Source organism: Pseudoflavonifractor hominis, from assembly GCF_014288125.1.
GTDB lineage: Bacteria > Bacillota > Clostridia > Oscillospirales > Oscillospiraceae > Pseudoflavonifractor_A > Pseudoflavonifractor_A gallinarum.
Map to the genome: position 1 here is coordinate 92898 of NZ_JACOPR010000002.1, position 23470 is coordinate 116367.

Annotated in this window: 28 protein-coding genes; all 28 read right to left on the reverse strand. The window is 59.7% G+C overall.

Going from position 1 to position 23470, the window contains the following annotated elements; translation table 11 throughout:
• Nucleotides 1-48 precede the first annotated feature (48 nt).
• Entirely contained in the window at nucleotides 49-558 is a 510-nt protein-coding gene (locus H8S34_RS03115; RefSeq protein ID WP_118729372.1) for a phage major tail tube protein, read from the reverse strand.
• A 15-nt stretch (nucleotides 559-573) separates the two neighbouring features.
• The gene (locus H8S34_RS03120) at nucleotides 574-1995 is read right to left on the reverse strand and encodes a phage tail sheath family protein (protein WP_186963008.1); all 1422 of its coding nucleotides are present in this window, start codon (nucleotides 1993-1995) and stop codon (nucleotides 574-576) included.
• 13 nt (nucleotides 1996-2008) lie between these two features.
• Nucleotides 2009-2338: a hypothetical protein gene (locus H8S34_RS03125; RefSeq protein ID WP_118729370.1), complete on the reverse strand. Its 330-nt coding sequence runs from the start codon at nucleotides 2336-2338 to the stop codon at nucleotides 2009-2011.
• Nucleotides 2335-2820, reverse strand: a complete 486-nt coding sequence (locus tag H8S34_RS03130; protein ID WP_118358586.1) for a hypothetical protein — start codon at nucleotides 2818-2820, stop codon at nucleotides 2335-2337. The genes H8S34_RS03125 and H8S34_RS03130 overlap by 4 nt, the downstream gene beginning before the upstream one ends.
• Nucleotides 2821-2823: 3 nt before the next feature.
• On the reverse strand, nucleotides 2824-3396 hold the full coding sequence (locus H8S34_RS03135; protein WP_186963009.1) for a hypothetical protein: 573 nt from the start codon (nucleotides 3394-3396) through the stop codon (nucleotides 2824-2826).
• Nucleotides 3393-3761 (reverse strand): hypothetical protein, encoded by a 369-nt coding sequence (locus H8S34_RS03140; RefSeq protein ID WP_118358590.1) that lies wholly within the window; start codon nucleotides 3759-3761, stop codon nucleotides 3393-3395. The genes H8S34_RS03135 and H8S34_RS03140 overlap by 4 nt, the downstream gene beginning before the upstream one ends.
• Nucleotides 3758-4231 (reverse strand): Rho termination factor N-terminal domain-containing protein, encoded by a 474-nt coding sequence (locus H8S34_RS03145; protein WP_186963010.1) that lies wholly within the window; start codon nucleotides 4229-4231, stop codon nucleotides 3758-3760. Before H8S34_RS03145 ends, H8S34_RS03140 begins: the two co-directional genes overlap by 4 nt.
• Before the next feature lie 23 nt (nucleotides 4232-4254).
• Nucleotides 4255-5331, reverse strand: a complete 1077-nt coding sequence (locus tag H8S34_RS03150) for a major capsid protein (protein ID WP_186963011.1) — start codon at nucleotides 5329-5331, stop codon at nucleotides 4255-4257.
• 14 nt (nucleotides 5332-5345) lie between these two features.
• Nucleotides 5346-5750, reverse strand: a complete 405-nt coding sequence (locus H8S34_RS03155; protein ID WP_118729365.1) for a head decoration protein — start codon at nucleotides 5748-5750, stop codon at nucleotides 5346-5348.
• A 4-nt stretch (nucleotides 5751-5754) separates the two neighbouring features.
• On the reverse strand, nucleotides 5755-7014 hold the full coding sequence (locus H8S34_RS03160; RefSeq protein WP_243207896.1) for a head maturation protease, ClpP-related: 1260 nt from the start codon (nucleotides 7012-7014) through the stop codon (nucleotides 5755-5757).
• A gap of 5 nt (nucleotides 7015-7019) precedes the next feature.
• Nucleotides 7020-7220: a hypothetical protein gene (locus tag H8S34_RS03165; protein ID WP_118729363.1), complete on the reverse strand. Its 201-nt coding sequence runs from the start codon at nucleotides 7218-7220 to the stop codon at nucleotides 7020-7022.
• Nucleotides 7210-8835, reverse strand: coding sequence for a phage portal protein (locus H8S34_RS03170; RefSeq protein WP_186963013.1), 1626 nt, complete (start codon nucleotides 8833-8835; stop codon nucleotides 7210-7212). The genes H8S34_RS03165 and H8S34_RS03170 overlap by 11 nt, the downstream gene beginning before the upstream one ends.
• A gap of 135 nt (nucleotides 8836-8970) precedes the next feature.
• Nucleotides 8971-9225 carry a DUF6148 family protein gene (locus H8S34_RS03175; protein ID WP_118358604.1) on the reverse strand — a complete coding sequence of 85 codons (255 nt, stop codon included), beginning with the start codon at nucleotides 9223-9225 and terminating at the stop codon, nucleotides 8971-8973.
• 10 nt (nucleotides 9226-9235) lie between these two features.
• Complete coding sequence (locus H8S34_RS03180) at nucleotides 9236-11158, reverse strand: phage terminase large subunit family protein (protein ID WP_186963014.1); 1923 nt, start codon at nucleotides 11156-11158, stop codon at nucleotides 9236-9238.
• Nucleotides 11148-11708 carry a hypothetical protein gene (locus tag H8S34_RS03185; RefSeq protein WP_186963015.1) on the reverse strand — a complete coding sequence of 187 codons (561 nt, stop codon included), beginning with the start codon at nucleotides 11706-11708 and terminating at the stop codon, nucleotides 11148-11150. The genes H8S34_RS03180 and H8S34_RS03185 overlap by 11 nt, the downstream gene beginning before the upstream one ends.
• 576 nt (nucleotides 11709-12284) lie before the next feature.
• Nucleotides 12285-12809 (reverse strand): IbrB-like domain-containing protein, encoded by a 525-nt coding sequence (locus H8S34_RS03190; protein WP_186963016.1) that lies wholly within the window; start codon nucleotides 12807-12809, stop codon nucleotides 12285-12287.
• Entirely contained in the window at nucleotides 12802-13956 is a 1155-nt protein-coding gene (locus H8S34_RS03195) for a phosphoadenosine phosphosulfate reductase domain-containing protein (RefSeq protein WP_186963017.1), read from the reverse strand. The genes H8S34_RS03190 and H8S34_RS03195 overlap by 8 nt, the downstream gene beginning before the upstream one ends.
• Nucleotides 13947-14552, reverse strand: a complete 606-nt coding sequence (locus H8S34_RS03200) for a ParB/Srx family N-terminal domain-containing protein (RefSeq protein ID WP_186963018.1) — start codon at nucleotides 14550-14552, stop codon at nucleotides 13947-13949. Before H8S34_RS03200 ends, H8S34_RS03195 begins: the two co-directional genes overlap by 10 nt.
• On the reverse strand, nucleotides 14549-15331 hold the full coding sequence (locus H8S34_RS03205; RefSeq protein WP_186963019.1) for a phosphoadenosine phosphosulfate reductase domain-containing protein: 783 nt from the start codon (nucleotides 15329-15331) through the stop codon (nucleotides 14549-14551). Before H8S34_RS03205 ends, H8S34_RS03200 begins: the two co-directional genes overlap by 4 nt.
• The gene (locus tag H8S34_RS03210) at nucleotides 15328-16710 is read right to left on the reverse strand and encodes a sodium:solute symporter family transporter (protein ID WP_186963020.1); all 1383 of its coding nucleotides are present in this window, start codon (nucleotides 16708-16710) and stop codon (nucleotides 15328-15330) included. The genes H8S34_RS03205 and H8S34_RS03210 overlap by 4 nt, the downstream gene beginning before the upstream one ends.
• A 230-nt stretch (nucleotides 16711-16940) precedes the next feature.
• Entirely contained in the window at nucleotides 16941-17318 is a 378-nt protein-coding gene (locus H8S34_RS03215) for a hypothetical protein (RefSeq protein WP_055270164.1), read from the reverse strand.
• A gap of 37 nt (nucleotides 17319-17355) precedes the next feature.
• Complete coding sequence (locus H8S34_RS03220; protein WP_186963021.1) at nucleotides 17356-17541, reverse strand: hypothetical protein; 186 nt, start codon at nucleotides 17539-17541, stop codon at nucleotides 17356-17358.
• Between the two features lie 74 nt (nucleotides 17542-17615).
• Nucleotides 17616-18242 carry a hypothetical protein gene (locus H8S34_RS03225; protein WP_186963022.1) on the reverse strand — a complete coding sequence of 209 codons (627 nt, stop codon included), beginning with the start codon at nucleotides 18240-18242 and terminating at the stop codon, nucleotides 17616-17618.
• 112 nt (nucleotides 18243-18354) lie between these two features.
• On the reverse strand, nucleotides 18355-18831 hold the full coding sequence (locus H8S34_RS03230; RefSeq protein WP_186963023.1) for a hypothetical protein: 477 nt from the start codon (nucleotides 18829-18831) through the stop codon (nucleotides 18355-18357).
• A complete protein-coding gene (locus H8S34_RS03235) occupies nucleotides 18824-19744 on the reverse strand; it encodes a DNA-methyltransferase (RefSeq protein ID WP_186963024.1) in 921 nt (306 codons plus the stop codon). The genes H8S34_RS03230 and H8S34_RS03235 overlap by 8 nt, the downstream gene beginning before the upstream one ends.
• Nucleotides 19744-21360, reverse strand: coding sequence for a ParB/RepB/Spo0J family partition protein (locus tag H8S34_RS03240; RefSeq protein ID WP_186963025.1), 1617 nt, complete (start codon nucleotides 21358-21360; stop codon nucleotides 19744-19746). The genes H8S34_RS03235 and H8S34_RS03240 overlap by 1 nt, the downstream gene beginning before the upstream one ends.
• A gap of 50 nt (nucleotides 21361-21410) precedes the next feature.
• Nucleotides 21411-22595, reverse strand: a complete 1185-nt coding sequence (locus H8S34_RS03245; RefSeq protein WP_186963026.1) for a hypothetical protein — start codon at nucleotides 22593-22595, stop codon at nucleotides 21411-21413.
• Nucleotides 22596-22609: 14 nt separating this feature from the next.
• Complete coding sequence (locus H8S34_RS03250) at nucleotides 22610-23467, reverse strand: N-6 DNA methylase (RefSeq protein WP_118358628.1); 858 nt, start codon at nucleotides 23465-23467, stop codon at nucleotides 22610-22612.
• Nucleotides 23468-23470 lie beyond the last annotated feature (3 nt).

Consider the following 23470-nt stretch of genomic DNA (forward strand, 5'->3'; position numbering starts at 1 on the left):
AAAAGATGCCCGGAGCGGATGTTCCGCCCCGGGCTTTTGTCAGGTCTCTTACATGCCGAGCGCCTTGCGGACGTCGGCCAGGTAGTCGGTGCCGTTGACATAGCAGATGAAGTTGAGCTGGTCGACCTCACGCACCTTCTTGCCGTCAATGTAGGTAGCCCAGTAGCGGACGGCGTACTCGCCGGAGCCGTTGGAGGGCGCGGCGGGGGCGACGGAGCCGCCCTTGTCGCTCTTGGGAATGACCACAAGAATGTGCTTGACAGCGCGGACGACCACCTTGCCTGCCACGACATCTTCGTCCTGCTGTGCAACGCGCAGGTCGATGGTGTGACGGCGAGGCTCGGAGAGCTTCACGCTCTGATCGGTGACGGTGCGGAAGTTAAGGCCCAGCGTCATCGCGTCGAAGTGGCCGAGAATGACAGACTCCACATTGCCTGCGATGCCGGCGCCAGAGATGGACTGCGTCAGCGCGGTCAGGTCAGGCAGGGTCGCCTGTGCCATACCGACATATTCAACAGAGTCCTCGTAGACCTTGAAGTTGATAATGCTCTGATCCATGATTCAAACCTCCTTTTAGCCCTGCAGGGCGCTGGTGACATAGCTGGCGTCATACTCCAGCACGAAGTCGATCTCCTGAGCAGGAGAGGGCGGCGTCATGTAGACATGGAGCTTGATGATGCCGGCCATGAGGTTGGTCAGCGGGTTTTCGTTCTCCAGCATCTCCACGCGAGCGCCCAGAAGGTAGCCCATACCCACCAGGCCGTTGAGCCAGATGTTGGCGGAATCGAGAACGGTGTCGATCAGGCGGCGGGTCATAGGCTTGTCCAGCTTGCTCCAGAAGGTCTTGACGAGGGAGTTGCCGACCCAACCGAACATACGGCTGACCGGGATAAAGTAGTCCTTGACATCGGTGTTGGAGGGATAGCAGGCGGTGTAGTTGCCCCACGCCACCCAGCCGCTCATGAAGTTCAGCGCGGTATCCACGCCGACGCCGTTGAGATAGTTAGCCTGCGCAAGCGTCAGGTTGACCTCGGTGCCGTCCTCCAGGCAGAGGCCGTCGCACTGCAGCCCCTTATTGGAGGGGGACTCATAGGGGCAGCCGCCGTTGCCGGTGTCGATCTGCGCCATCAGCCCCGCCATCTGGGTAGACAGGTGGAACTTGTAATCGCCCAGCTTCGCCATCGGCCAGAAGGCGATCTCGTCCTCGTCGGCGATGTTGGCGGCGTTCTTCTTGGTGAGAACATCGGAATAGGCACGCGCGCCGGAAGCACCGCAGTCGATGTCGATCAGCGCCTTGGCGCGGAACAGGCCGTTGATGTTGCCTGCCTTGGCGGTCATTGCAGCGGCCACGGTAGACTGCTGAGAATAGCCAGGGGCGCACAGCAGATCGGGGACGATGCCCAGCAGGGTCAGGCACAGCTCCACATTCTCCATCGCGGAGGCGATGTCAGATGCGGTGACGGTGGATGCCTTGACCTTGTTGTAGGCGATGTTTACCTGCTCGGCATCATAGGCGCTGCCGGTAGACAGCAGCTCCACCACCAGATGCTCGCCGCTGTAATAGGCGTTATAGTCGGTGCCGGACACATAGGCAGAGCCGGTACCGCCGGCAGGCTTGATGACCAGAGCGGAATCGTTGATGGCCGCGATGGGAAGCTTCACCTTGTGCTCCGTCACCGCAACATCGGTCGCGGCAGACGCTTCCTTTGCGGTGGCGATATCCAGAACATTGCAGAAAATGACAGGCTGGCAGGCGAACAGCTTGAAGTGCGAATACATGAATTCGCAGAGCGTGTAGGTTGCCCAGTCGTCGGAGTAGCCCAGCTTCTCCACCGCCTCGGACCAGCTGGTGCAGAGAACAGGGGTGCCGGGGGCAGCAGGCTTATCCGCCGCCTGAACAGGAGCCAGACCGACCACGAAGGGGACGCCGGACTCCGCCACGACAGGGGTGCTGACGCTGGTAGCCTGCTGAGAGACATATACGCCGTGGTTCATTGAAATTTCCTCCTTACTTCATGCCCTTGGCCAGCTTGTGATAATTCACATACAGCAGGTTCCCAGGCGTTTTGACTTTGATGCGGTCGGCGGGGAGCGTTTCGTCGCTCACCACCAGCGACGCGATCAGCGGGTGCTGCTCGATCACCGGGGCAAGGGAGTCAAGGACTTCCTTCCGGCCGCCGCGATAGATGGTGCCGCGCTGGATCACGCCCATCATGGTCGGACCGAGATAGACGCAGAAGCCGCCGGTGTCGGCGACCTTCTTCGGCGCGGCAGGCTTTTTCTTTGCCGTCTTTGGTGCGGCGGTCTGAGCCGCCGTGTCGATGATTTTTTCGCTCATAGGTTAACCTCTCTTTCCACAGGGGGAAGCTTCCATGTGGAGATCATTTCCCCCACGAAATAGGGGGCGGTGTCATCGGGATAGACCAGCGTTTCAAGCCCCGCCTCCAGGTCAAGGGTAAACTGCCCCCCGATCACGACCTGCCTGAGCATCGCAATGCGCAGCCGTTCCATGAGATTCAGCAGCATCAGCCCGCCCTCCTGCTCGTCATCGTTATAGACACAGCAGATAGACCGGACCTTGGCGCTGGAGGTCACACGCTGTCCTTGCGGCTGTTGATCCATGCCGGTAATGACCTGGTGCAGCACATAGGGAGCCTTCTTTGTGGCAGAAGTGCCGTCCGGCAGGCGCATCAGGTAGACCTTTGCAGGGCGGAAGATCTGCTCCGTGTCGCCCTTCTGCAAACGGGTCGGCATGATCAGGTCGGCGGTGACCTCCTCGGTAAAGGCCCGCAGGCGTTTCAGCAGAATGGTTCTTGTCATAAATCAGCCTCCCCATCCGTTCAGCACGCGCAGGATTTCATGCTCAACGCGCTTTTCGTAGGTGTCGCGGATCGTTTCGTCCATCTTCTCGATGACTTCTTCGTTCCGCATCATGTGTCCGGTAGACGGGCCAAACTTCTGCTCCACAGGAAAGCGCGGAGAGCCGACGCGCTCGAAAACGGCAGTCGGGCCGAAAATGCGGGCCACGAATGCGTGTTGAAGCGTCGCAGCTCCGCCGTTGCGCTTTACCTGTGTCTGCACGGTGCCGTCCCGGCTGTATGTGGTGTTGAAGGTCAGCAGCGGGAGCACGGTGCCGGAGAAACTGATGCTCATACCCATCACGCCTCCCGCACCGCCTGTGATGTGGGTCTTGGAGTGAACTCTCCGCATGAATTCACCCTTGTTGATGGTGTACTCGGCGGCGGCGAACTGTCCGGCGCGGGTCTTGGCTGTATCTCCGGCGCGCCTCAACGCGGAGAACGCCGCTTTGTAAACGCCGCCGGGGATATTGTGCAGCAGCTTGTTCACGCGCTCCAGGCTGTCGTCGCCGACCTCGTTGACGCGGATAAAGCTCATTCGTCCACCGCCTCCAATTCCACGCGCAGCATACCCATCTCACAGACCGAGGACGCGACATAGAACTCCCGGAAGAAGCCTCCGCCGCCCTCCTGGTCGTTGATCCTGATACGCTGCCCCCGCTCCGGCTGCACCCCGCCGAGATCGGACAGGGCGCAGTGGAGAACGGAGGAAACGATGTAAAGCCCCTGGGCATGGTCGCTCATCAGCTGGCGGCGATCCTTCTCCTTCAGACCGGAGAGGACGATGGGAATATCCTCGTAGGTCGCCCCGTCATACTTGACGGTGCGCTTTTCCGCGAACTCGTCGCAGTTGAGGAACACGCCGAAGTTGTCGCGGGCGACCATATCCTTGAAGCCGCTCATACCACAGGCGCCTCCGGCGTCAGCACAGGGGGCGCTTCGCCGTCGTCCACGCCGTCGTCGTCCTCGGCGATCGCGTCCTCCAGCGGAACATCCGTAATGGCGGCGATCAGCTGCGCCTTGGTCTTGAGCTTAGCGGTGTCGATACCCATCTCCTTGGCCAGCTCCGTGAGCTTGGCGTTGGTCAGCGTTTTGAGCTGCTCGGGGTCAAGATGGGCGCTTTCCGCGCCCTCTGCGCCCTCGCCGCTGTTAGATGGGTCAGCGCCAGCCCCGCTGCCGTCCTCACCCGCAGGGGGCGTTGCAACAGCGGGAGAGGGCGTTTCCTCGGCGGGGCGGGCGACACACAGGGCAAAAAGGCGCTGAGCCTCCTCTTCGGAGACCTCGCAGATACCGCCGCGGTCGATGGGAATGGGGTGCTTCGAGCCATCCGGCCTGTAGCCGTATGTGCCGCAGATGATCTCAATTTTCGTCATAGCAGTCTCCTTTCCGCGCCGGGTCAGGACACAACTTCGGCCGCGTAGATGTACGGGCAGTAGTTGTGAGGAGCAGCCAGCGGACGCGCGCCCAGACGCAGCTTGCGGATGTCCGCCTCCTGGTTCAGAGAGAACTTCGGAACGCGGGTCGCCGCATGGGACGCGAACTCGGTGGAGCCGTAGTCGATCTGGGTGATCTGGCCATACATCAGATGGCCGCAGCCGGGGGCGGTGACCATGGCGGAGGTGGCGGGGAAATACTTCTGCTCCGCGCCGCTGTCGTCGATGTAGGTTTCGTCTACGGAGATCAGGTTCAGCTTGAAGCCGCCGAAGTTCAGCGTACCCATATAGACCACGCCATCGTAGCGGCTGAGTTCCTGGTCGATGGTACCGATGATGATGCCGCTGTTGCGGTCGAGCAGCTTCTGCACCTTCTCCATGTCGAGGATCGCGTCGGCTGCGTCAGAGCCGAGCACCAGGTCAACCGCGCGCAGGCCGCGCTTGGACAGCTTGCGGCACATGGTCTTCACATCGCCGAAGAAGTCGCCGCCCGTGGCGTTCCACTTGGTGGCCACGGTATAGGTGTGGTCGCTGGCGTCATCGAAGAACTTGACATACAGCTTCTCACCCTCGGTCTTGTCGTCGATGTAGGTCTGCATGGTGCAGGCGTTGTTGATCATGGTCTGCGCGCACATCCACTCCTCGCGGCGCACGATGCGGCGGTCCATGTCGGTCAGGTCACCCAGCTGCAGACGGGCCGCGCGCTGGGCGGGGGTGCTGTTGGCGTAGATGGCCTCGCCGAAGCCGCGCTTGCGCAGCTCGTCCAGCGTCAGCAGGCGGGACGGAGCGATGAAAGCGGGCTGATACTCGTGGATCTCGTAGCCGCGGCGATCCATGGGGATATCGCCGGCGCGGGCGGAGACGAACGCGGCCATCTTGCGGTCGCCCTTGCGGTACTCGGTCAGCACCTTGTCGCAGGCGAAGATGTCGCCCTCCCCGGTGGGGAAGTAGCGGTCCTTGAAAAAGGTCTGCTGAGGAACGATCTCCTCGGTGATCGCCATCAGCACATAGGTGTCAAAGAAATTCAGTTCAGAAGCCATTGTTGATTCCCTCCTTAGTTGGCAGCGGCAGCAGCCTTGAAGACGATGCCGCGCATACGCAGGTTATCCTTATCACCCTCGGTGATGGTGTAGCTGGCCGAGACCGTCACCTTGCCGATGTCGAAGCAGCCGGCGGTGTAGACTGCCACCTTCTCGTCGGCGGCGGTGCCGACGTCGATGTCGTCGCACAGGATGCAGTCGGGGGTCAGGGTCTCGTTTTCCTTGGCCGTGCTGCCGAGAACGACCAGCTTGCCGTCGCCGGCCGTGCCGGAGGACTTGGCAAGAATGGTGCCGCGCTTGAGCGTGGCCGCAGCGGACAGCTTGCGGATAACGCCGCCGCGCACTTCGGGCGCGGGCTTGATGTCGGTGATCAGACCGTCAAAGGTCATCTCGCCGAGCTTTTCACTCAGATTGATCATGTTCTTAGCCCTCCTTCTTCTTGCCCAGCAGGTCAGCGACCATGCTCCGGGCGTTGGTCATGCGCGCCTCGGGGGTGTCGTTCTTCTCGCCGTCTTCGCCCTCGGGCGTTTCGACTGCGGGGGCAGGAGCGGCAGGAACGCCCTCGGCGCCGGATTCCTCGCTGTCGTCCTTCAGATCGGTCAGAAACTTCTTGCCCTGCTTGGCGGCGTTCTTGGCCGCTGCCATCAGCAGGTCGGCAGCAGAGCAGGGCTTGTCACCGTACTTGGCCTGCTGCACGTCCGTCGCGTCGAGCAGACCGGAGATCTCGTCGATCTCCTGCATACGCGCACGCTCGGCCTGGATCGCGGTGTTGACCGCCTCAGTGTGATCGACGGAAGCACGGGCGTCGGCCTCCACCTGGGCGATCTCGTCCGGGTACTTCGCCCGGAGCTCTTCCTTAGTCATGGAAATTCCTCCTTCATCGCCGGTGACTTCCGGCTTGTTTTTATCTGTCTCAACCGGGGCGGAGGCCTCGGGTGTGACCGTAGGAATGTTGTCCGGCGCAAACATGCCGGGGGCAAGGTGCATCTGCCGCCCGTTCACGAACAGGCTGCGCCCGTCCGCGCTGGCGGCGATGCTGGTCGGCTCCGCGTCCTCGATCAGTTCGTCCGCAAAGCCCTTGTCGATGGCCTCGCGGCCTGTCATATAGGTCGTGTCCGCCATCATGTGGGAGATCACCGTGGCCGACAGCCCGGTCTTGCGCGTGTAGACCTCCATCTGCATCTTGTCCCACGCCTCCTGCTGGGTGGCCTGTTCCCGCAGCTCGTCGGCGTTGTAGCCGCCCCACAGGAAGGTCCAGCATTTGTGGATCATGACGAGGCTGGAGGGATTGACCCTGACCGTATCGCAGGCGCACATGATAAGACTGCCGCCGCTCATGGCAACGCCGTCCACGATGCAGGTAAGCTTCGTGCCGTTCCGCGCCAGCTCCCGCAGGCGGTTGTGGATCATGTTGGACGCGCCGGCATCGCCGCCGTAGCTGTTCATGCGGATAGTGATGGACGTGCAGCCGGAGATCTGCTTGAGGTCCTCCAAAAACTCGGAGAGCAGGATGTACTGCCCCTCGACGGGCTCGCCCCACCAGTTCGTGGGCTGCTCCTCGTAGATGTCTCCATACATGGTGATCTCGGCATCACTGCCGTCCACCGTGGCCATCGTATAGACCTTTTTCGAGATGCTGACGGCGGGAGACTTTCGCCCAGCTCTCTTTGCTGGAATACTCATGCGCATTACCTCTTTTCTTTCCAGATATCGCTTGACGGAATGTAGGGACTGTTCAGCCACTCGCGGATTCCCGCGCGGCAGTTCTCGTTGCAGCGGCGCTCCATGTTCTTCGGGCAATAGGCGCAGTAGTCGCTTGCGTAGTTCCAGATGGCGAGCGCCATGCTCCGCACATTCAGGCTCTGCAGATGCTCGAAGTTAGTCTTCATCGCCGTCACCTTCTTTCGGCGATGCCGATACAACGGTGACCTTGTTGCCTCCTGCCTGTGTCAGCAGCTCGTTTTCACGCTGCAGCTGCTCCACGTTCTCCTCCCAGTCGCCGCCGCTCATTTCGCGGCTGACCTGCTCATGGGTCTTGATGGCGTTGTCGATCAGCATGAGGGCGGCTTCTGCCTCCTTCTTGGGGTCAAGGCTGCCCTGCACGGGGCCGATCCAGCGCGCGCCGCACCATGCCTCCCGCACAAGGGGGTCCGTGAAGAAGCCGGGGGCGTTGATGCGCCCCAGAGCGACCGCTTCGGCCAGGAACATCTCATAGACCGGCTGGCAGAAGTCGTCCACAAACCACTTTCGGCGCATTTTGAATGCTTCCCACGCCTCCAGCAGCGCGCCTCGGCTTGCGGAATAGGAGCTGTTGAACTCCTTGATCAGCACATCGTAAGGCAGCTCTAAAGCTGCGCCGACCAGCTTGCACAGCGTCTTGACAAAGGTCTCAAAGCCAGCGGTTGGGATGTTCGGATTGCCGAAGTTGACCTTTTCCCCGGGGGCGAGGTGCGTCACCGTACCCGGTCCCATCTCGTACTCGTTGTCATCATCGGAGATGTTGTTCGCCACCGGTCCGCCGTCCGCGTTGACCTCGGCGGGGACGCCGGCAATATCTCCTGCGCCGACCTCGTTGAAGGGTGTATCGGAGGGGTCGGTCTCCGTTTCAATCCATGCAGTGAAGAAGCTCTGCACCAGCGCCGCCATCAGCTCGGACTCCGCATAGCGCCGAAGCTGGAGCAGCGGCTCGATGACCTGCGCCAGATAAGGAACGCCGCGGTACTGGTCCGGGCGTTCACTGTCCATGATGTGGAGAATGTTCGGCAGGCCGGTCTTGGCGCCGTAGGCCTCAACGCGCTGCCACTTCTGCGGCTCGCTGGTGATCTGGTGCGGGTAGGTGTTGCTGATGTGATAGGCGACCACGCGGCCGTTGCTGTCCACCTCCACGCCGTCGTAGACCTTGTGGCCTGCGCCGGGCTTTCCCTCGGGAATCTTGCCCTCCACGAAGCCGCCGATGGTGACACCGCCGCCATATTCGCTTGGCGTGCAGGCGCGGTCCGCCTCCACGATGTGTAGCCGCAGGGTATAGGGGTTTAGTGGTGTTGCCGGGTATCGCTTGACCAACGCGAACACATCGCCGCTGAGCAGCCACGACTTCAAGGCGAGCTGCTGCAAACTCTCGAAGTTGTTCAGGCCCAGCGCGTCGCAGTTCTGCTTTTTCCCTGCCCACAGCCGGAATTCCATCTCCGCCGCGTGCTGCCACTTCTTCGCCGCCTCCGGGGAGATGCCCAGCACCTCGCGGTCCACGGACGCTTTGAGCGTCAGCCCCGTCCCGATGACCTTGGTGCGGTTGGTATTGATCGCCGCCGTAGCCACCGGCGCGGCCATGTAGAGCATTCGCGCCCTCTGCCGCAGGGTGGCGTTGTTGCGGTTGATGTCCTCATTGGGAGCGCCGCTGTCCGGAACAAATCCCTTGAGCGCCCGCCGCGTCAAGCTGGCCCCGGCTTCGCTGTACCCCTTCGCCTGCGGCGCGGCTGCGCGGCGGCGGTCTTTCTTGTTGCTCAATGCTTATCGCCTCCCGTTTTCGGAATAAAAAACAGGCCGCCCGGCGGCGAAAGGAGCAAACTCCGCCGGACTGCCTGTGCAAAAAGCCCTTTCGGGCGCTTTGCCGGTATCATTTTCGTGACCTCACGAAAAAGGTCACCAGTCGCGGGGGACGATGCCGAAAGCCTTTCTCGGCTTGCGGCCGTTCAGCTCCGCGAGCAGTTCGTCGACCTTCTTCTCCGCGTCTTCGATCTCGTCTTTCAGGTCGGGCAGGTCGAAGCGCGTCAGCTCCCGGTCGTCGATGACATAGCTTTTTACGCCGCCGTCCACAAGGGCCAGATATGCGGCGCGCAGCTTTGAGAGGGCGCTCTGCCAGAAGTCCAGCCGCGCCCGCAGTTCAACTTTATCCATATCGGACACCTCACCAATCGTCGTAGTATTTCTTCCCGCTCCTGCGCTTCGGCCTCTGCTTGGCGGCGGGAGGCGGCATGACAGGCGTTGCAACAGGGGCAGGAGCGCGTTCGCCGCCCGCCTCCTTTAGCCGCCTGTCTATCTCGTCCAGGTTCTTAGGAAGCGCCTTGAACGCCGCCAGCGCGTAGTTGCGGCAGTCCAGCGCCTCGTTGCGCTCGTGGCCGGGGATCTTCTTCCACTGCCACGGCTGCTTTTTGTTGGGGTCGTAGACCTTGACCTCGGAGAGCAGCCCTGTGAAGTAGCCGGAGCCGTAGTCATCCCGCTTGGGGAAGTGACAATATTTCGCGCCCGGCGTCTGTACGCGCAGGTTGTCCATGATGACCTCCTTGCCGGAGTCAACGCCGATCTGGTACTGCCAGCAGGTGCCGACCGCCGTCTGCTTGATGATGATCTTCTGCTTTTTCGGCGGCGCGGTGTATGGCTTATCACTGCCGGGCATGCCCTTGATGCAGAACACCTTTTTGCCCAGCCGCGCCCGGCACTGCATACGGACCTCCTGCGTGAAGTGTCCGCCCTCGTCCACAAAGGACATTGACATTTTCAGCCCCACGCCGTTCTCAAAGCGCAGAACGCGATCAAATACCAGCTCGTCCAGCTGCGCCCATACGGCATCGTCGTCGGGCCGTCCCATGACGATGCCCTTCTCGATGCCCCAGGTCTCACCAAAGTGGCCATGGCCGACGATCTCGTATTCCATGCGGTCGTCCTGGGTATCGACGCCGGCCGTCAGAACAAGCACGCCCTCCGGCAGCTCGGCGGGGTATTCCTCCCGGCGCGCCATCAGACTGTCCTCGTCCTCCAGGTCGCCGCGATCCTCCCACAGCTCGCCGAAGCAGGTGTTGTAGACGACCTGCATCTTGCGGGTACTGCCGATGGCGTTCAGGTATTTCAGAATGATGGATTCCCAGCTCGCCCACTGGCTGACAAATGCGTTCAGCCAGAACGAGCGCGTGCCCTGCTCATAGGCGGCGGGGTTGTCCGCCTCCCATCTTGCCGGAGCGCGCTTCATTTCCGCCTCGGTGGAGATGCAGCCGCAGCCGGGGCAGGCATAGCAGACGCTGCGGACCTTGTAGGTCTTTTTCCCCGCGATGATGATCTCGTCGTGCTCAAAGCGGATGTCCGCCCATTGGATCTCGTGATACTCGCCGCAATGAGGGCAGCGGGATTTCCACCGCTCCATCGTGCCTGTCGCGTAGGCTGCCTCGATGGCGCTGGCGTTTTTGACGGTGGGCGTGGACACCTCGCCACTTTTCGCGTTGTAGAATGTCGTCTGCCGCGCCATCGCCAGGTCCCACGGGTCGCCCTCGTTACCGGCGGACAGCGCCCAGCGGTCACGCTCGTCACCCAGCACATAGCGGATAGGCTTTGACGCCAGAGCGTGGGCCTCGGTGGAGCCGCACATCGTGAGGATGCCTCCGGGGTAGGTCTTTTGCAGAATGGTATTGCCGCTGTCGCGGCTCTTGGGGTCGCTGACCTTCTTTCGCAGCGTGGGGCAGTCGCGGATCATCGGCGCGATGCGGAGCTTGGAATACTCCTTTGCGTCAATGGTGGTAGGGTGGACAAACAGGATCGAGCCGGGGTCCTGGTCGATCACATAGCCGATGCAGTTATTGAGAAATTCAGACTTACCGACCTGGGACGCGGCCACCATGACGATGTGCCGTATCTTTGGGTCGGTCCATGCATTCATCGGCTCGCGGAGATAGGGGGTGCGTTCGGTGCGCCACGGTCCGGGCTCTGCGGCGCTCTCGGCCGACAGGCGACGATTCTGCTCCGCCCATTCGGTCACGGTCAGGTCGTCCGGCGGGAGCATACCGGCCATCGCTTTGGCGATGACCTTGTTCAGCCGGACGGCGGCGAGCCTATTCGTCATCGCTGTCACGCTCCGACCAGTCGCGCCGCTCTCTCACACGCTCCTCGTATTTCTTGGGGTCGTAGTGATACCCGGCCAGCTCCCGCATGACCTTGCTGACCTCTTTGCGGATAACCTCAGACGCCTCGGCAGGGGTGGAAACAGCCGCCACATCAACGGCCAGCCGTCCGGGCAGCGCATTGAGCGCCCCTCGGATTGTGTAGACCAGATCCTCCGTCAGCGCGGCGACGTCCTCCGCCCGGTGCATGGTGCCTTTCAGTTCCTCAGCCTCCAGCTTGGCAATGGTGGCCTTGGACGCCTTCATCGTCGTCTCCGCCACGCGGCGGGTCTTCTCCAGCTTCTTATCCTCTTCGTCCATCGGGCCGTCAGACAGGAACTTAACATACCGCTGTACGGAATCGGCAAGGAGGAAGCGCCCCTTGCTGACCTTTTGCAGCTGACCGTCCTCCGCCATCTGGCGAATGCGCCGTCCTGTGATACCCAGGACACAGGCCAGCTCTGTCGTGCTTACCTCCGTTTCCTCGGTAATGGCATCAATAGCTTCAGACATGGCGCTCCTCCTTCCTTGCGCAGTCCAGCCGGCTTGACTGTCTGCGTAAATTGTGATATGGTATCGATAGTGCAAAACCATATCGACTGAGGGCGCAAGACCTGACTGTTGCAGCAGTCGGGTCTTTTTTTATGTCCGAATGCGGGACTCACCAGAATTGCACTGGAGCACACAGGCCGGTACCAGCAGCTCTGTGCGAGACCCTTATCCCGCGTGTGGTCTTATATTTCATAGGAGGCCTTTATCTGGACTTCCTCCACATTTCCGCAGAGAAAGACGGATAAAGCGATGGGGGATTGCGGCAGGTACCGCCACAGGTGCCGCGCTTGGCACCAAAAGCAACGCCAAAGCGGAACGGAAATGCCAAAATTTTGCCTTGGTAACTACGCTTTTTTCGGGGTCGGCGAGCCCGCGGCGTGTGGGGCGGGGGTCGTCACAGTACCTTTTGCCGTCGTCGCCTGTTGCAACGCATTTCCCCGCCCTCAGCGCGACGATGCCGAGAGGGAGAGGGCGCAACACAGCCAGACGCAGATACGCCGCTCTCGTGCGATGTATGCGCCTGGCTGTGGTATTGTGTTATAACTTCGTCAGCAATTCCGCATGGCTATACCCCTTAACGCCCTTGGTCATCATGCCGAGGAAGTCATCACGCGAGAAATCAGAGAGCCGGAATACTTCTTCGGGTTTCATTCCGAGCTGTTTGCCGATCTCCTGAACGGGCTTGCCCTCGTCCAGCAGCCGCTTTACGATGGCTTTCATCGGCTCAAGCAGATGTGTACCACGAGCGCGGTTGTGTGTGACGGTGCCGTAAATATCCTCGGTCGCGTCATCATGCCGCACGATTACCACCGGCACCTTGCCTTTGAGCATGGTGTGCAGCGGCTCCTCTCCGGCCACGGTCCAGCGGTGAAAGCCGTCGATGATGGTGTAGTCGGGACGCACGACGATGGGAAGCGTCCAGCCATTGGTCATGATCGATTGCACCAGCAGTTTCAGATTTTCGCGGTTGACCTTGTTGGGGTTGTAGTCATTGGGTTTGAGCTGCTCCCGGTCTACCCATTGCAGGGAGGATAACGGGGCGAACAAATCCGCGTCAGCCATTTGCCTCACCTCCCTTCCGGAAGCGCTTGGCGTAATCAGCGTAGGCGCAGGATATGTCCTGATAGATGGCGCGCAGGGTGCGGAGCTTGGGATCACCAGCAGTCAGACCGCCGTACATTTTCTTGTAGTCGCGCGGCCGAGCCATTCCGTCCATCTGAATGAACATCTTGCGGTACTGCTTAGCGATCTTGCGCTTGTGCTCCGTGTTGAAGAAGTCTCCCGGGCGGACGAACAGCATCTCCTTCAGGAGCGCACGGTAGTCCTTGGTGTCCTCGCCCTCCAGCTCCCGGCGCTTCCTTGTGGTGCGGTGGAACATTTCGCTGTCCCAGTACAGCATGGCAAGGTAGGCGTTCGGCTCGCGCCGAAGGACGCGCTCCATGAGAGATGGGTCGTATTCGCCCAGGTGTACCAGCACAGGTACGGTATCAACGGAGAAGAACTGCGACACGCGCAGCTGATTCCGATTGACGCCGACCTGATACATCTGCAGGTAGACCTCGGGGACTTCGATGCGCTGGTCTCGCAGGTACAGCCAGACGTCCGCCGTCTTCCAGTCGTAGATGGGATAGATGGTGTTCGTGCCGGTGATGCCCTTTGCGCCCATATTTAGTGCTGCCATGTATTGGAGCCGCTGAATGGACTCTGCCGCGCGGACGCCGGTGATCATGATGCCGTCCATCGTCACGCGGGGCAGGAAGGATTGATAGTTGTCGATCCTTGGCCGGAGCTGCGGGTGATTGCGGATGGCAAAGGGCGGCGGCTGCCGCACCCAGACATCGCGCTTGCGCCGATCCCAGCAGACGAAGGTTTCATCGCTGGACAGCTCATTGAGACAGCTGAAATGCTTGACCTCGATGCACCACCATTGAAACTTGGCGCCGGCAAGCAGGAACTTCTTCCGCCACGCCTTGGTCGTTGCTTCAATGGAATCGAAGATTGCCTCCTCGTCCACGAAAAGGACGGTCAACTGCGAGGGATTGATCTCTCCAGTCTGGATCAGCTTATATGTCAGGTCGGCAAGAACGATGCTGTCCTTGCCGCCGGAAAACGAGAGGTATACAGGGACGCCGTTGGAAAATACGTTCTTGATCCGCTGGCGCGCCGCTGTCACAACGTCGATGTCTGAGCTGATGCGCTTTACAGCCATATCCGCTCACCACATTTCGGGCAGAGGATAAACCTCTTAGCGGGCTCGGTGGAAGACGCCGTGCCGCTCTGTGCGGGTGCGACTTCCTCAGCCTGCGCCGCAGCAGCTTCTTCCCGGGCGGCGTATTTCTCGCGCGTCTCGGTGATGGCCGCAGCCTGCTCCGGCTCAATGGTGCCGTACTCAAGCAGGGCGTCGCTGGCTTCGTCAGCCTCCATCACCATCGCACGGAGAAGATCCTCTTCGTAGCCGGGAATGTCCAGGTCGTCTTTCAGCTCAAGGATAAAAGCGTCCAGCGCGGCCAGATCGTCAACGCCCAGGTCAAAGACGCGGTTATCGGCCAGCATGAGCTTTTTCTTCTCCGCCTCAGTCAGTCCAGACACGACATAGCAGTCCGCCTCTGTGCGGCCGAGGGACAGCAGCGTTTCATACAAGCCGTTGCCGGCGAGAATAACGCCGTCCTCGTCGACCACGATGGGGCGGATCTGACCGAACATTTCGACAGAGCGTCGGAACTCCTTCAGCTGCTTGTCGGTGTGCATTCGGACATTCCGATCCGGTCGCCGCAGCTCGGTCAGAGGCTTCTTTATGACCTTCATGCCTGCACCTCCTTCAAGAAGGCGCGAGCGCTGTCGATCTTTTCAGCTACCGCAAGGACGATGCCGGGGTCGATATCGTAGACCTCACGCCAGCCGTTCTCGATGCTGCCCGTCCATTGGCGGGCGGGCCACGGGTGAGTGCCGCACAGATATCCGTTCTTCCAGCCGTAGATCGGCGGAAGCGGGAGCTGATGGTAGTGAATATAGGCAAGGATGTGCTCATGCTTCCACGCAGCGAGCGGGCTGAATCGCGTAACACCTTTGCCATCGGTATAGATATTGCTGTTGCGACCGACATAATTGCCGTCCGCACGGCGGCGGCCGAGAATGATGACGTCCAGCTCGTGCGCCTTGAAGTATTCACGCTGCGCTCGGTGCTGCACGATAGAAAACCATCGTCCGGCCGCGGCGGAGTCCTTGGGGAAAAGCATCTCTTGATGCTTCACCAGCCAGTCGATATCCTGATGCGTGTTGATGACTTCGCAGCCTGCCGGCTTATGCTCCTCGATCCATGCGGCAAAGGCGGGGTATTCCAGGTCGCACACGCCGATCATGCTATCGGTGACGCCGGCCGCTTCACAGAGTTTGCCAAGGACAATGCTGTCCTTACCAGCGCTCCATGCGTAGGCAGCACACTTCCCAGCCGTCACGGCCTTGATGTCCGCCACGGTCGCGGCAGTAAGTTCGTCCAGCTCTGCGCGGGAAACGGCTTCTTCGATAGTTGCAACGGCTTCCAGCCATGCGCTGTTGTCGATCCTCTGCTTCCTTCCGAGACTCATGCTCTCACCGCCTTTCTCGAGGCGATAACGGCGACAAGGCCGCTGGACAGGACGGTCGTCAGACTGCCTGCCGCTTTCACAGCCGGAATGCCGGCGAGATTGCCGTAGGCGAAGATCGGAAGCCCGACACACAGCGCGGTCAGCACACCGGCAAAAACGCCCTTGCCCGTCAGCTTCTTGCCGAGCAGCGTCATGACCGTCGGCAGCAGCGTCGAAGCACGGAGCGTTCCGTAGAACAGGAACAGGTATGTCACCGTCAGGCCGGGAATGTTGGCGATGGCGATAGCCACGATCAGCAGGCAAAGCATGGTGCGGCGCGAAGTCTGCACCGTGTCCTTCCCAATGCCGAGCCAGTCTGTCGTGAGCGACGCTGCCGCGCAAAGGTTGCTATCCACTGTGGAGAGCAGGCCGGAGATAATCATAAACAGAAACGGGACCAGCACCCATGTCGGAAGCAGCGAGGAAACGAATTCAAAGTTGACCATGCCGCTGTCGCTGGCCACAAAGCCGGATCCAGCGGCAAGGAAGCCCACCGTTCCCATGCAGATCGGAACGAGCGCAAACAAAAGCGCACCGGCAAAAAACGATCTGCCGATGCGGTCGCGCCTGATTGCGAAAGCTCGCTGCCAGAAGCACTGATCCCCGAATGGGCCGGAGATCAGACCGACAGCCATCGGCAGACCGTAGCCCAGCAGGACCTCAATGCCCGTGGAGGAGGTGAGCGAAGTATATTCTCCGGAGACAGCACCGAGCCCTGCCCGTACCGTGTCAAAGCCGCCGGTCATGCGAAGGCTCAGAACGACCAGCAGAGCGCCACCCATGAGAATAATGCCCAGCTGGACGACATCGGTGATGATGGAGGCTTTCAGTCCGGAGAAGCGGGAGTAGGAATATGCGATAGCTGCCAGGGCGAGCGTCATGCTCCAGAATGGCAGCCCCGTAATGAGGGCCAGCGTCTTTCCCCCGGCGAGCAGCTGTACTGCCGTTGAAAGAACGGCCAGCGCGCCGAGCTGGAAGGAGTAGACGCCCTTGACCTTGCCGGAGTGATAGCGCTCCGCCATGTAGCCGGTCAAGGTGATGCCCTCCGGGTACTGCGCCCGGATCCTTTTTGCAAAGGGGATAAACAGGATCAGGCACAGCACATTCGGTACCGTAAACCAGAACATCCCCGGGATGCCGCGCGTATAGGCCATCTCCGAGGAAGTGAACAGTGAGGGAGCCCAAATCCAAGTGGCGGCGATGCTCATGGCGGCAATCACCGAGCCGATGCGCCGGTCCGCCACATGGAAGCCCTCTGCGTCGGTCGTCTTTCGGGTGAACATCAGCGTGACGCCGATCATCAGCACCGCATAGACGGCCAGAATGACAATTCCGAACATTTTGGAAATCTCCTTTTATGATGTCACCGCTGCCCTCTGCTGGCGAACATCGGACCCGGCGCATGACCGGCGCGCAAGGAGTAACGCGCAGGCCTCAACCTCCTTCCCAAACGAATGACGGCCACCCCGCGAGGGATGGCCGCCTGGCTTATGTAGGATTTTACGAGTCTAATCCTAATACATGGTGCGGGGAATATCAAGAAACGAGTTGCAACAGCGAAGAACAGCTTTTAACTACCGAGGTAGCGGTAACACACCATCTTTACCGAATCCTCCGAATTGCGGCCTCCTATGACCGCTGCGACCTCTTTCCATGCGAGCCCTCTCAGGAAGCGCAGCCGGAAGATCAGGCGCGTCTGGTCATCGTCGATGCCTTGAATGAACGGCATGATCTGCCCCTCGCTGGCCTTGACCTCTTCCTCCAGAAAGCCGACACGCGCATCCATATCCACGATCTCAGCTGCGAGGTCGCCGACCTTATCCTTTATGCCGGGAGTATGCGGCATACCTGTGAGGGCAGCCGCGCCGGGGCAAGCCGCGTCACGCAAGGACTGTAGCATCTCCCTTGCCCTTGCCAGTTTCTCTATCAGCTCAAAATGCTGATTCAATTCCGAAAGCGTCGTAATAGCTCACCCCAATCTGTTCTTACTTCCTCTTGCCACCCTGCTGGCTGGCAGTCTCTCCAATCTGCATTTGCCGGTATGTTGGCTGCACTACCTCTACCGACACCACACGGGTATCTCCGTATCGCTCCAAATCCTGAGCAATCTGCTCCTTTATGCCAATGGCCTGTCCTGCCGGAGCATTGACGTGAACGGTGATAATGAGCATCACCGCACCGTCTGATAGGCGCGAGCTTTCTTGTTATAGGCCAGGTCGACCGGCGCACCACAGGAAAGGCAGTTTTAGGTGATACTGTCCTCTTCGATGTTCGTTCGATACTTGAAGCTCTTCCCGCACTTACAGCGGATGTGCGCCGACATGAGATCGTGCAGCGGCGTTTCTCCACCGCAGGCCGCACACCGATAAGACGAGATAGGCTGTTTGACACAAAAGCCTCGCAAATCTCCGCACTGTGCGCACCGAATAAGCAGAAACCCCTTGTATGTCTTCGGCGTGGTCTCCTCGACTTCTGCTCTATCAGGGATAGCCCATGTCTCTTTCGGCCCGAACATAGTCTCCGCGCGGCTGGGCTTTGCACGAAGCGAAGTCGGCTCTGCTTTGTGCATCTCCGGCAGAGATGCCTTCGTTGCAGCCCCGCGCCACACAGGGCGGCAGTCTATGCCATTCCCGAGGCGGCAATGCCATCTGTTCGCGCCGCTGAATTCCTCTTTCTCTCCATGCTCGCAGTATTCGCAGTTGCCGTTCAGCCAAAGCAGAGCGGCAATATCGGTCGCGGCGGCGTTGATCGTCTCCTCCGCTCCCGCAAACTCCTGCACCAAGTCAAAAAGACGGCTGTAATCGTCGTACTGAATACGCCCGGTTTCGTTCAGCTCATTGACAAAATCGAGCAGGTTTTCAAATCGTTCCATAGAAACTCCTTTTCATTTCGGCACCACGCAACCGCAGGCCGTACATTGGCCGTGAAAGTGTCCGTTGCTGCACGCCCAGGCGCTGGCCTTTTTTAGTGCCATGGGGAATATTTCAAGCATGATAATCCTCCAGCACATAGCACCAGCTCTGCGGCGGGCGCTTGATGTCATATGGCGCTGCGCCAAATCTCGTATTGCGTAATCCGGTAAACTCGCTCAGTTCGCGCGCCTCGTCGTAGATGCGCAGGTTGGAGATATGCCAGCCGTAAAGCGGTGTTCCGTGCCCATAATCCCATAGTGCTCCATTTTCAAGACAAGTCTGTAATACATAATCATCGTCAATGTCATAGATGCCATACGGTTCGTTTGCCGGGGCAAGTCTATCTATGCGGTCACAGGTAAATTCCCCGATGACTTTGCCGTGCTTTCCCCACGCTCTGAGAGCAACACCGCTCTGCGTGCAGTAGATATAGCACTTAAACGGCGTTTCCATCTTCGGGCGCGTCTTACGAATTTCGATGGCTTTCTCACCGCCGATGATCTTGTCGCACCACTGCGGGCGAATGCTGATAAGCACGGCTTTACTCATTCCGCTCCACCTCTGCTATTCTTCTGGCGGCCATTTCTACATACGAGGGAACGATCTCACATCCCACAAAACCGCGCCCCATGCGTTTGGCCACCACGCCTGCTGTGCCGCTGCCCGCAAATGGGTCAAGTACAACGCCGCCCTCTGGGCAACCCGCTAAAATACACGGCTCAATCAGCTTTTCCGGGAACACGGCGAAGTGTGCGCCGCGAAATCCGTTTGTGCTTACGCTCCAGACGCTCCGCTTGCTCCTGCGCCCCGTCTTGTTTTCAGCGTTCCCGTGGCTCTCACGCTCCACCTGTGCGCTGTTGTCGTGAGATCGACCGCCGGTATAGGCTCCGCCGCCGCGAAACGTCCTTGCGTTTCCTTTGGCCGATGTGACTGGTTCGCTGATTGCCGCCGCGTTGAAATAATAGTGCGCTGACTTTGACAGCAGGAAGATGTACTCATGTGACTTCGTGCATCGGTCATTTGCGCTCTCCGGCATACAGTTCGGTTTCTGCCAAATGATGTCTTGCCGCAAATACCAACCGTCTGCGCGGAGGGCAAATGCCAACTGCCAAGGTATGCCGATCAGGTCTTTTTTCTTGTACCCCTGCGGTACGCGCTTTGCGGTGTGTCCGCAGGAATTGCGGGTGTTCGTCGGCGGCTGGTTCCCCGAATTGGTAGCATAGCTATCGCCCATGTTCACCCACAGTGTTCCATTCGGATGCAGCACCCGCCGGACTTCACGGAATACAGCGACAAGCGCCTGCAGGTATTCCTCCACGCTGCCCTCGTTTCCGATCTGCCCCTCCACTCCGTAATCTCGCAAATTATAGTAGGGTGGGGAGGTCACGCAGGTATGTACGCTTTCTGGCGGCAGCGTCCGCAGCAGCTCCAGCGCGTCGCCTTGCAGAATAGTGCAGTTCATCACTCTGCCTCCTCGTTGAACAGCTCATGTGTTCCGTCCTGGAGCGCCTTTTCATCGTCGGACATCTCGTAGCCCAGCTTGACGAGCAGAGCATAGATGCGATCCAGCTTCTCATTCTCCTCGTGCTTCATGGTGTAGCTGTTCCAGTAGCTGCGGAAATAGCCCTCGGACTTTCCGTCGCCCAGGCGCGCATAGATCATTCGCAAGAGCGCCTTTTCAGGCGTCTTGCCGATCGCGTCGGTCACGGCCTGGAGCGTAAATGCGGCATCGTCCTCGCCGTCCTCGTCATCTTCGGCAAATGGTCCAACGCCAGTAGCCTGCATAATTTCCTCTTCGGTTAGCCAGCTGGTATCATCTCGGTATTCAGCGTAAGCCCACAGCGCCACGACATCCGCAAGGCGCTTTTTGATGGCGGCTGCGGAAACGGTAGCCACGAAGTCGGCGCGAAGCTCATAGGCGCGGGCGGTTGCTTCGGACAGCGCCTTTGCTGCGGCGTCCTTTCGCTCCTGTTTCATCTGCTCCTCGCGCCTCTTCGCCTCCTCTTCTGGCGTGGCAGCAGTAGGCTCGTCCTTGACCATCAGCGCGATATAGCCCCACTTTTCAATGCAGAAGAAGTATTCAACGGTATCAGCGTCATCGGGGCGTTCCATCTCAATCTTGCTGCTGACATAGTCACTTTTGACCGTCCTATATCCCGTGCGGCTCTCCACCTGCGTAGCAAAAGCACTCAACAGCTCCACCCATTTCGCCTTGCGCTCGGCTGTGGCCTCGGCATCGATAGCCTGTTTCAGCTTGTACTTGAAGTTCTCGGTGCCGATGTAATCAAGCATTTCATTCTTGCGCTCCGGGCTCTTCAGCTTGTCCAGCTCCATGTACTCGAAAAGGGTGACGCCGCGCTCCTCGGACTTCTTGAATTTGTCCTTATCCAGCTCCAGGAGCTTCACACGGCGCCGGACGGTGGTAGCGGAAAAGCCGGACTTTTCCGCGATGTCCTCGACGGTATCGCCCATGTCAAGCATCATCTGGAAGCCCTGCGCCTGCTCGTAAACGGTCAGATCCGACCGCTGCATATTTTCGGTGAGCATGGTACTCAGCTGCTCGCGCTCGGACATATTCACCACAACACAAGGAAGGGTTTCAAGCCCGGCCAACTTTGCCGCAGCAAGTCGGCGGTGTCCGATGATGACCTTATACCCACGCTGCCAGGTATCGCCGGTGATCTCACCGGTGACCATGTTCGGGACAACGGTCAGATTTTGGAGGACGCCGTTGACCTTGATGCTTTCGGCCAGCTCGGTCACATCGCCAACATCCTTTCGAGGATTGTCGGGATGAGGATGCAGCTCCTTGACGGAGATGTAAGTAATTACGCCTTTTGCGGGTTGAGCCGTAGGTTCGTCATCGTCCTCGACGCCAGCGAGGTCGGCTTCGTACTGCTCCTCATAGGCTTTCCGCTCGGCTTCGTCGCGCCTTTCCTCCTGGTCTGGGATGGTACGATCCTCGCCGACGCCGTTGTTGGCGTAATAGTCACACTCCAACTCGCGGAATTTGTATTCGCATTTGCGCTCGCATTCGTCCTGCAGCGGGCAGCGGTCATTCAAATTTTTCTTTGCCATGAATTGCTCCTTTCATGCGCCGAGCTTTTCCCCTCGGCTGGGACAGTTTATTATTTTCGGCTCATGCCGTTCACGCGGCACCAGTGCCGCTGGGCCTGCTTCTTCCTCGCGGTGCGGCAGGCCGCGCAGAAGCGGTTTTCCTTGCGCTCGTAGAAGGTGCCGCCGCACCGTGCGCAATACTGAGGCTGAATACGCCGGAATGCTGTGCAGCTGTCGCAATCCGTACACCCTGCGGAGCATCCGCCAATGTCGTCCCAATTCATGCACATAAACCGCTGCCAGTAAGGATCATAGCCGAGATCGTTCATGCGCTTACGAAGGACCGTTGCCAGCGCGGATAGGTCGCGCCTGACCTGATGGCGGGTGCGGGAGATATAGAAGCCATGACGGACGTCCATTTCCGGCGCACCGTGCCCCCACGCGCCATCACCAAGCATTTCCCGCACCTTGTCGGCGTTCTCGGTCAGATAATCGTTGTAGACCTTGGATCGGACGCACTTTTCGGAACGGCCGACCGCCTTGCCTATGGCAGCGTAGCTGTCGCCGTGGCGGATGCCGTCTGCCAGCATTTCAAAATCCTCGCTGGTCCATGTGCCACGCTTGCCGGTCAGCTCCATCGAAACGGGGCGCTCCTTGATGCCGAGGTCACGGCAACGGCGCGCGATCGCACCGTGAGAACGATGCATCATCTCGGAAATTTCCGCCCATGAGTACCTGTGCTTACTGAGCAGCATCTTCAGCCGAGAGTCCTCGTCCTCTCCCCACGGGTCTTTCCTCTGAATGGCGTATGCCTCAAAGTCTTTCTTGCGCTGCTCGGCTACCCAGCCCGGCTCCTCACCGAGCGCCAACGGCTCCATCTTGGAAAAGTCGATGAAGCTGCGGTATCGCTCGGCCCACTCCCAGAACTCCTCAATGTAGACCACACGAAAGCTGCAGCGGTTGACCTTTTTTGTGTGGACGGGCAATCCGCGATTTTCGACCCAGCTTTTCATCTTGTAGCCGTAGGAGCTGCTTCCTCCGTTCACCGCCAGCAGGAGTTGATTTAGAGTGACATACTCGCCAGCCATCAATACCGCGCCTAAACCCAGGCGCTGAGCTTTGACCTTGACGGCATTTGTTGTGCGGTTGAGCTTCTTTGCGATGGCCGGAACAGAAATCTGCCCCCACTTTTCCATCAAATAATCTTCTTCCTCGGGCTTCCATGTCCGGCTCCCGAGAGGCGGCGGCTGCCGCATTCCGTTCCCTCCCATCAAAATAGAGTGAGCTGGCCGGTTTTCGTTTCCGCCAGCGGTTGAGATTGTTCCGGCGGCGCGGCAGGCGCCGGCGGCTCTGCCGGTACCTGCTCTGCCGCGTTCCGAAACAGGATATCCATTTGCGCCCCGATACGGCGGTAGTGCCAGACATCGCGGAAGTACATCGGCGTGTACCAGACCTGCGGGCCGTCCTTTGGCAGCAGTCCGCGGGCGTCGTAGCTGGTGGACGGCCGCAGGAGCGAGTCGTCAATGACAACATAGCCGGGGCAGCCGAGCAAGCTCAGTTGGATGTAACACATACAACCGGCGAGGAAATCTATGTCCTGCGCCACGAACAACACTGAGGTCTGATAGTTGATATGCTGTCTCCGGCACTCATTGGCAAATGCAACCAGCAGCGCACCGGCTCCGCAGGCGGGGTCGTTCACAGATATCCAGCCCTGCTTTTCTATCCGCGCCGTCATATCAGGCGCATAGGTCATCGCGGACATCGCCCTGCAGACACTGTACGGAGTGAAGAACTGTCCTTTCCATTCGTTTCCGAGGCCGAGTGCCATAAAAAGCTCACCGAGGAAGTCCTGCTCGGGATCGCGCTCCAATTCGGCTACGACCTCAAGCAACATATCTGCAAAGACTTCCAGCTCCTTAGCGGAATACTTCTCTGCGCGGCTGCGGTACATTTCTTCCCTGGCCTTGGCCTGCGGGCCTCCCATCGTGTTGGCGATTGCGATGGCCGACATGATGATGAAGTCCTGCCAGATGTCCCAGCGGGAATACTTCCCACTCAGCCCTTCTATGAAGCGGACGATATTCTTCTGACTTTCCCCTCTGACGTGCCGCAGGGCGTTTCCCATGAC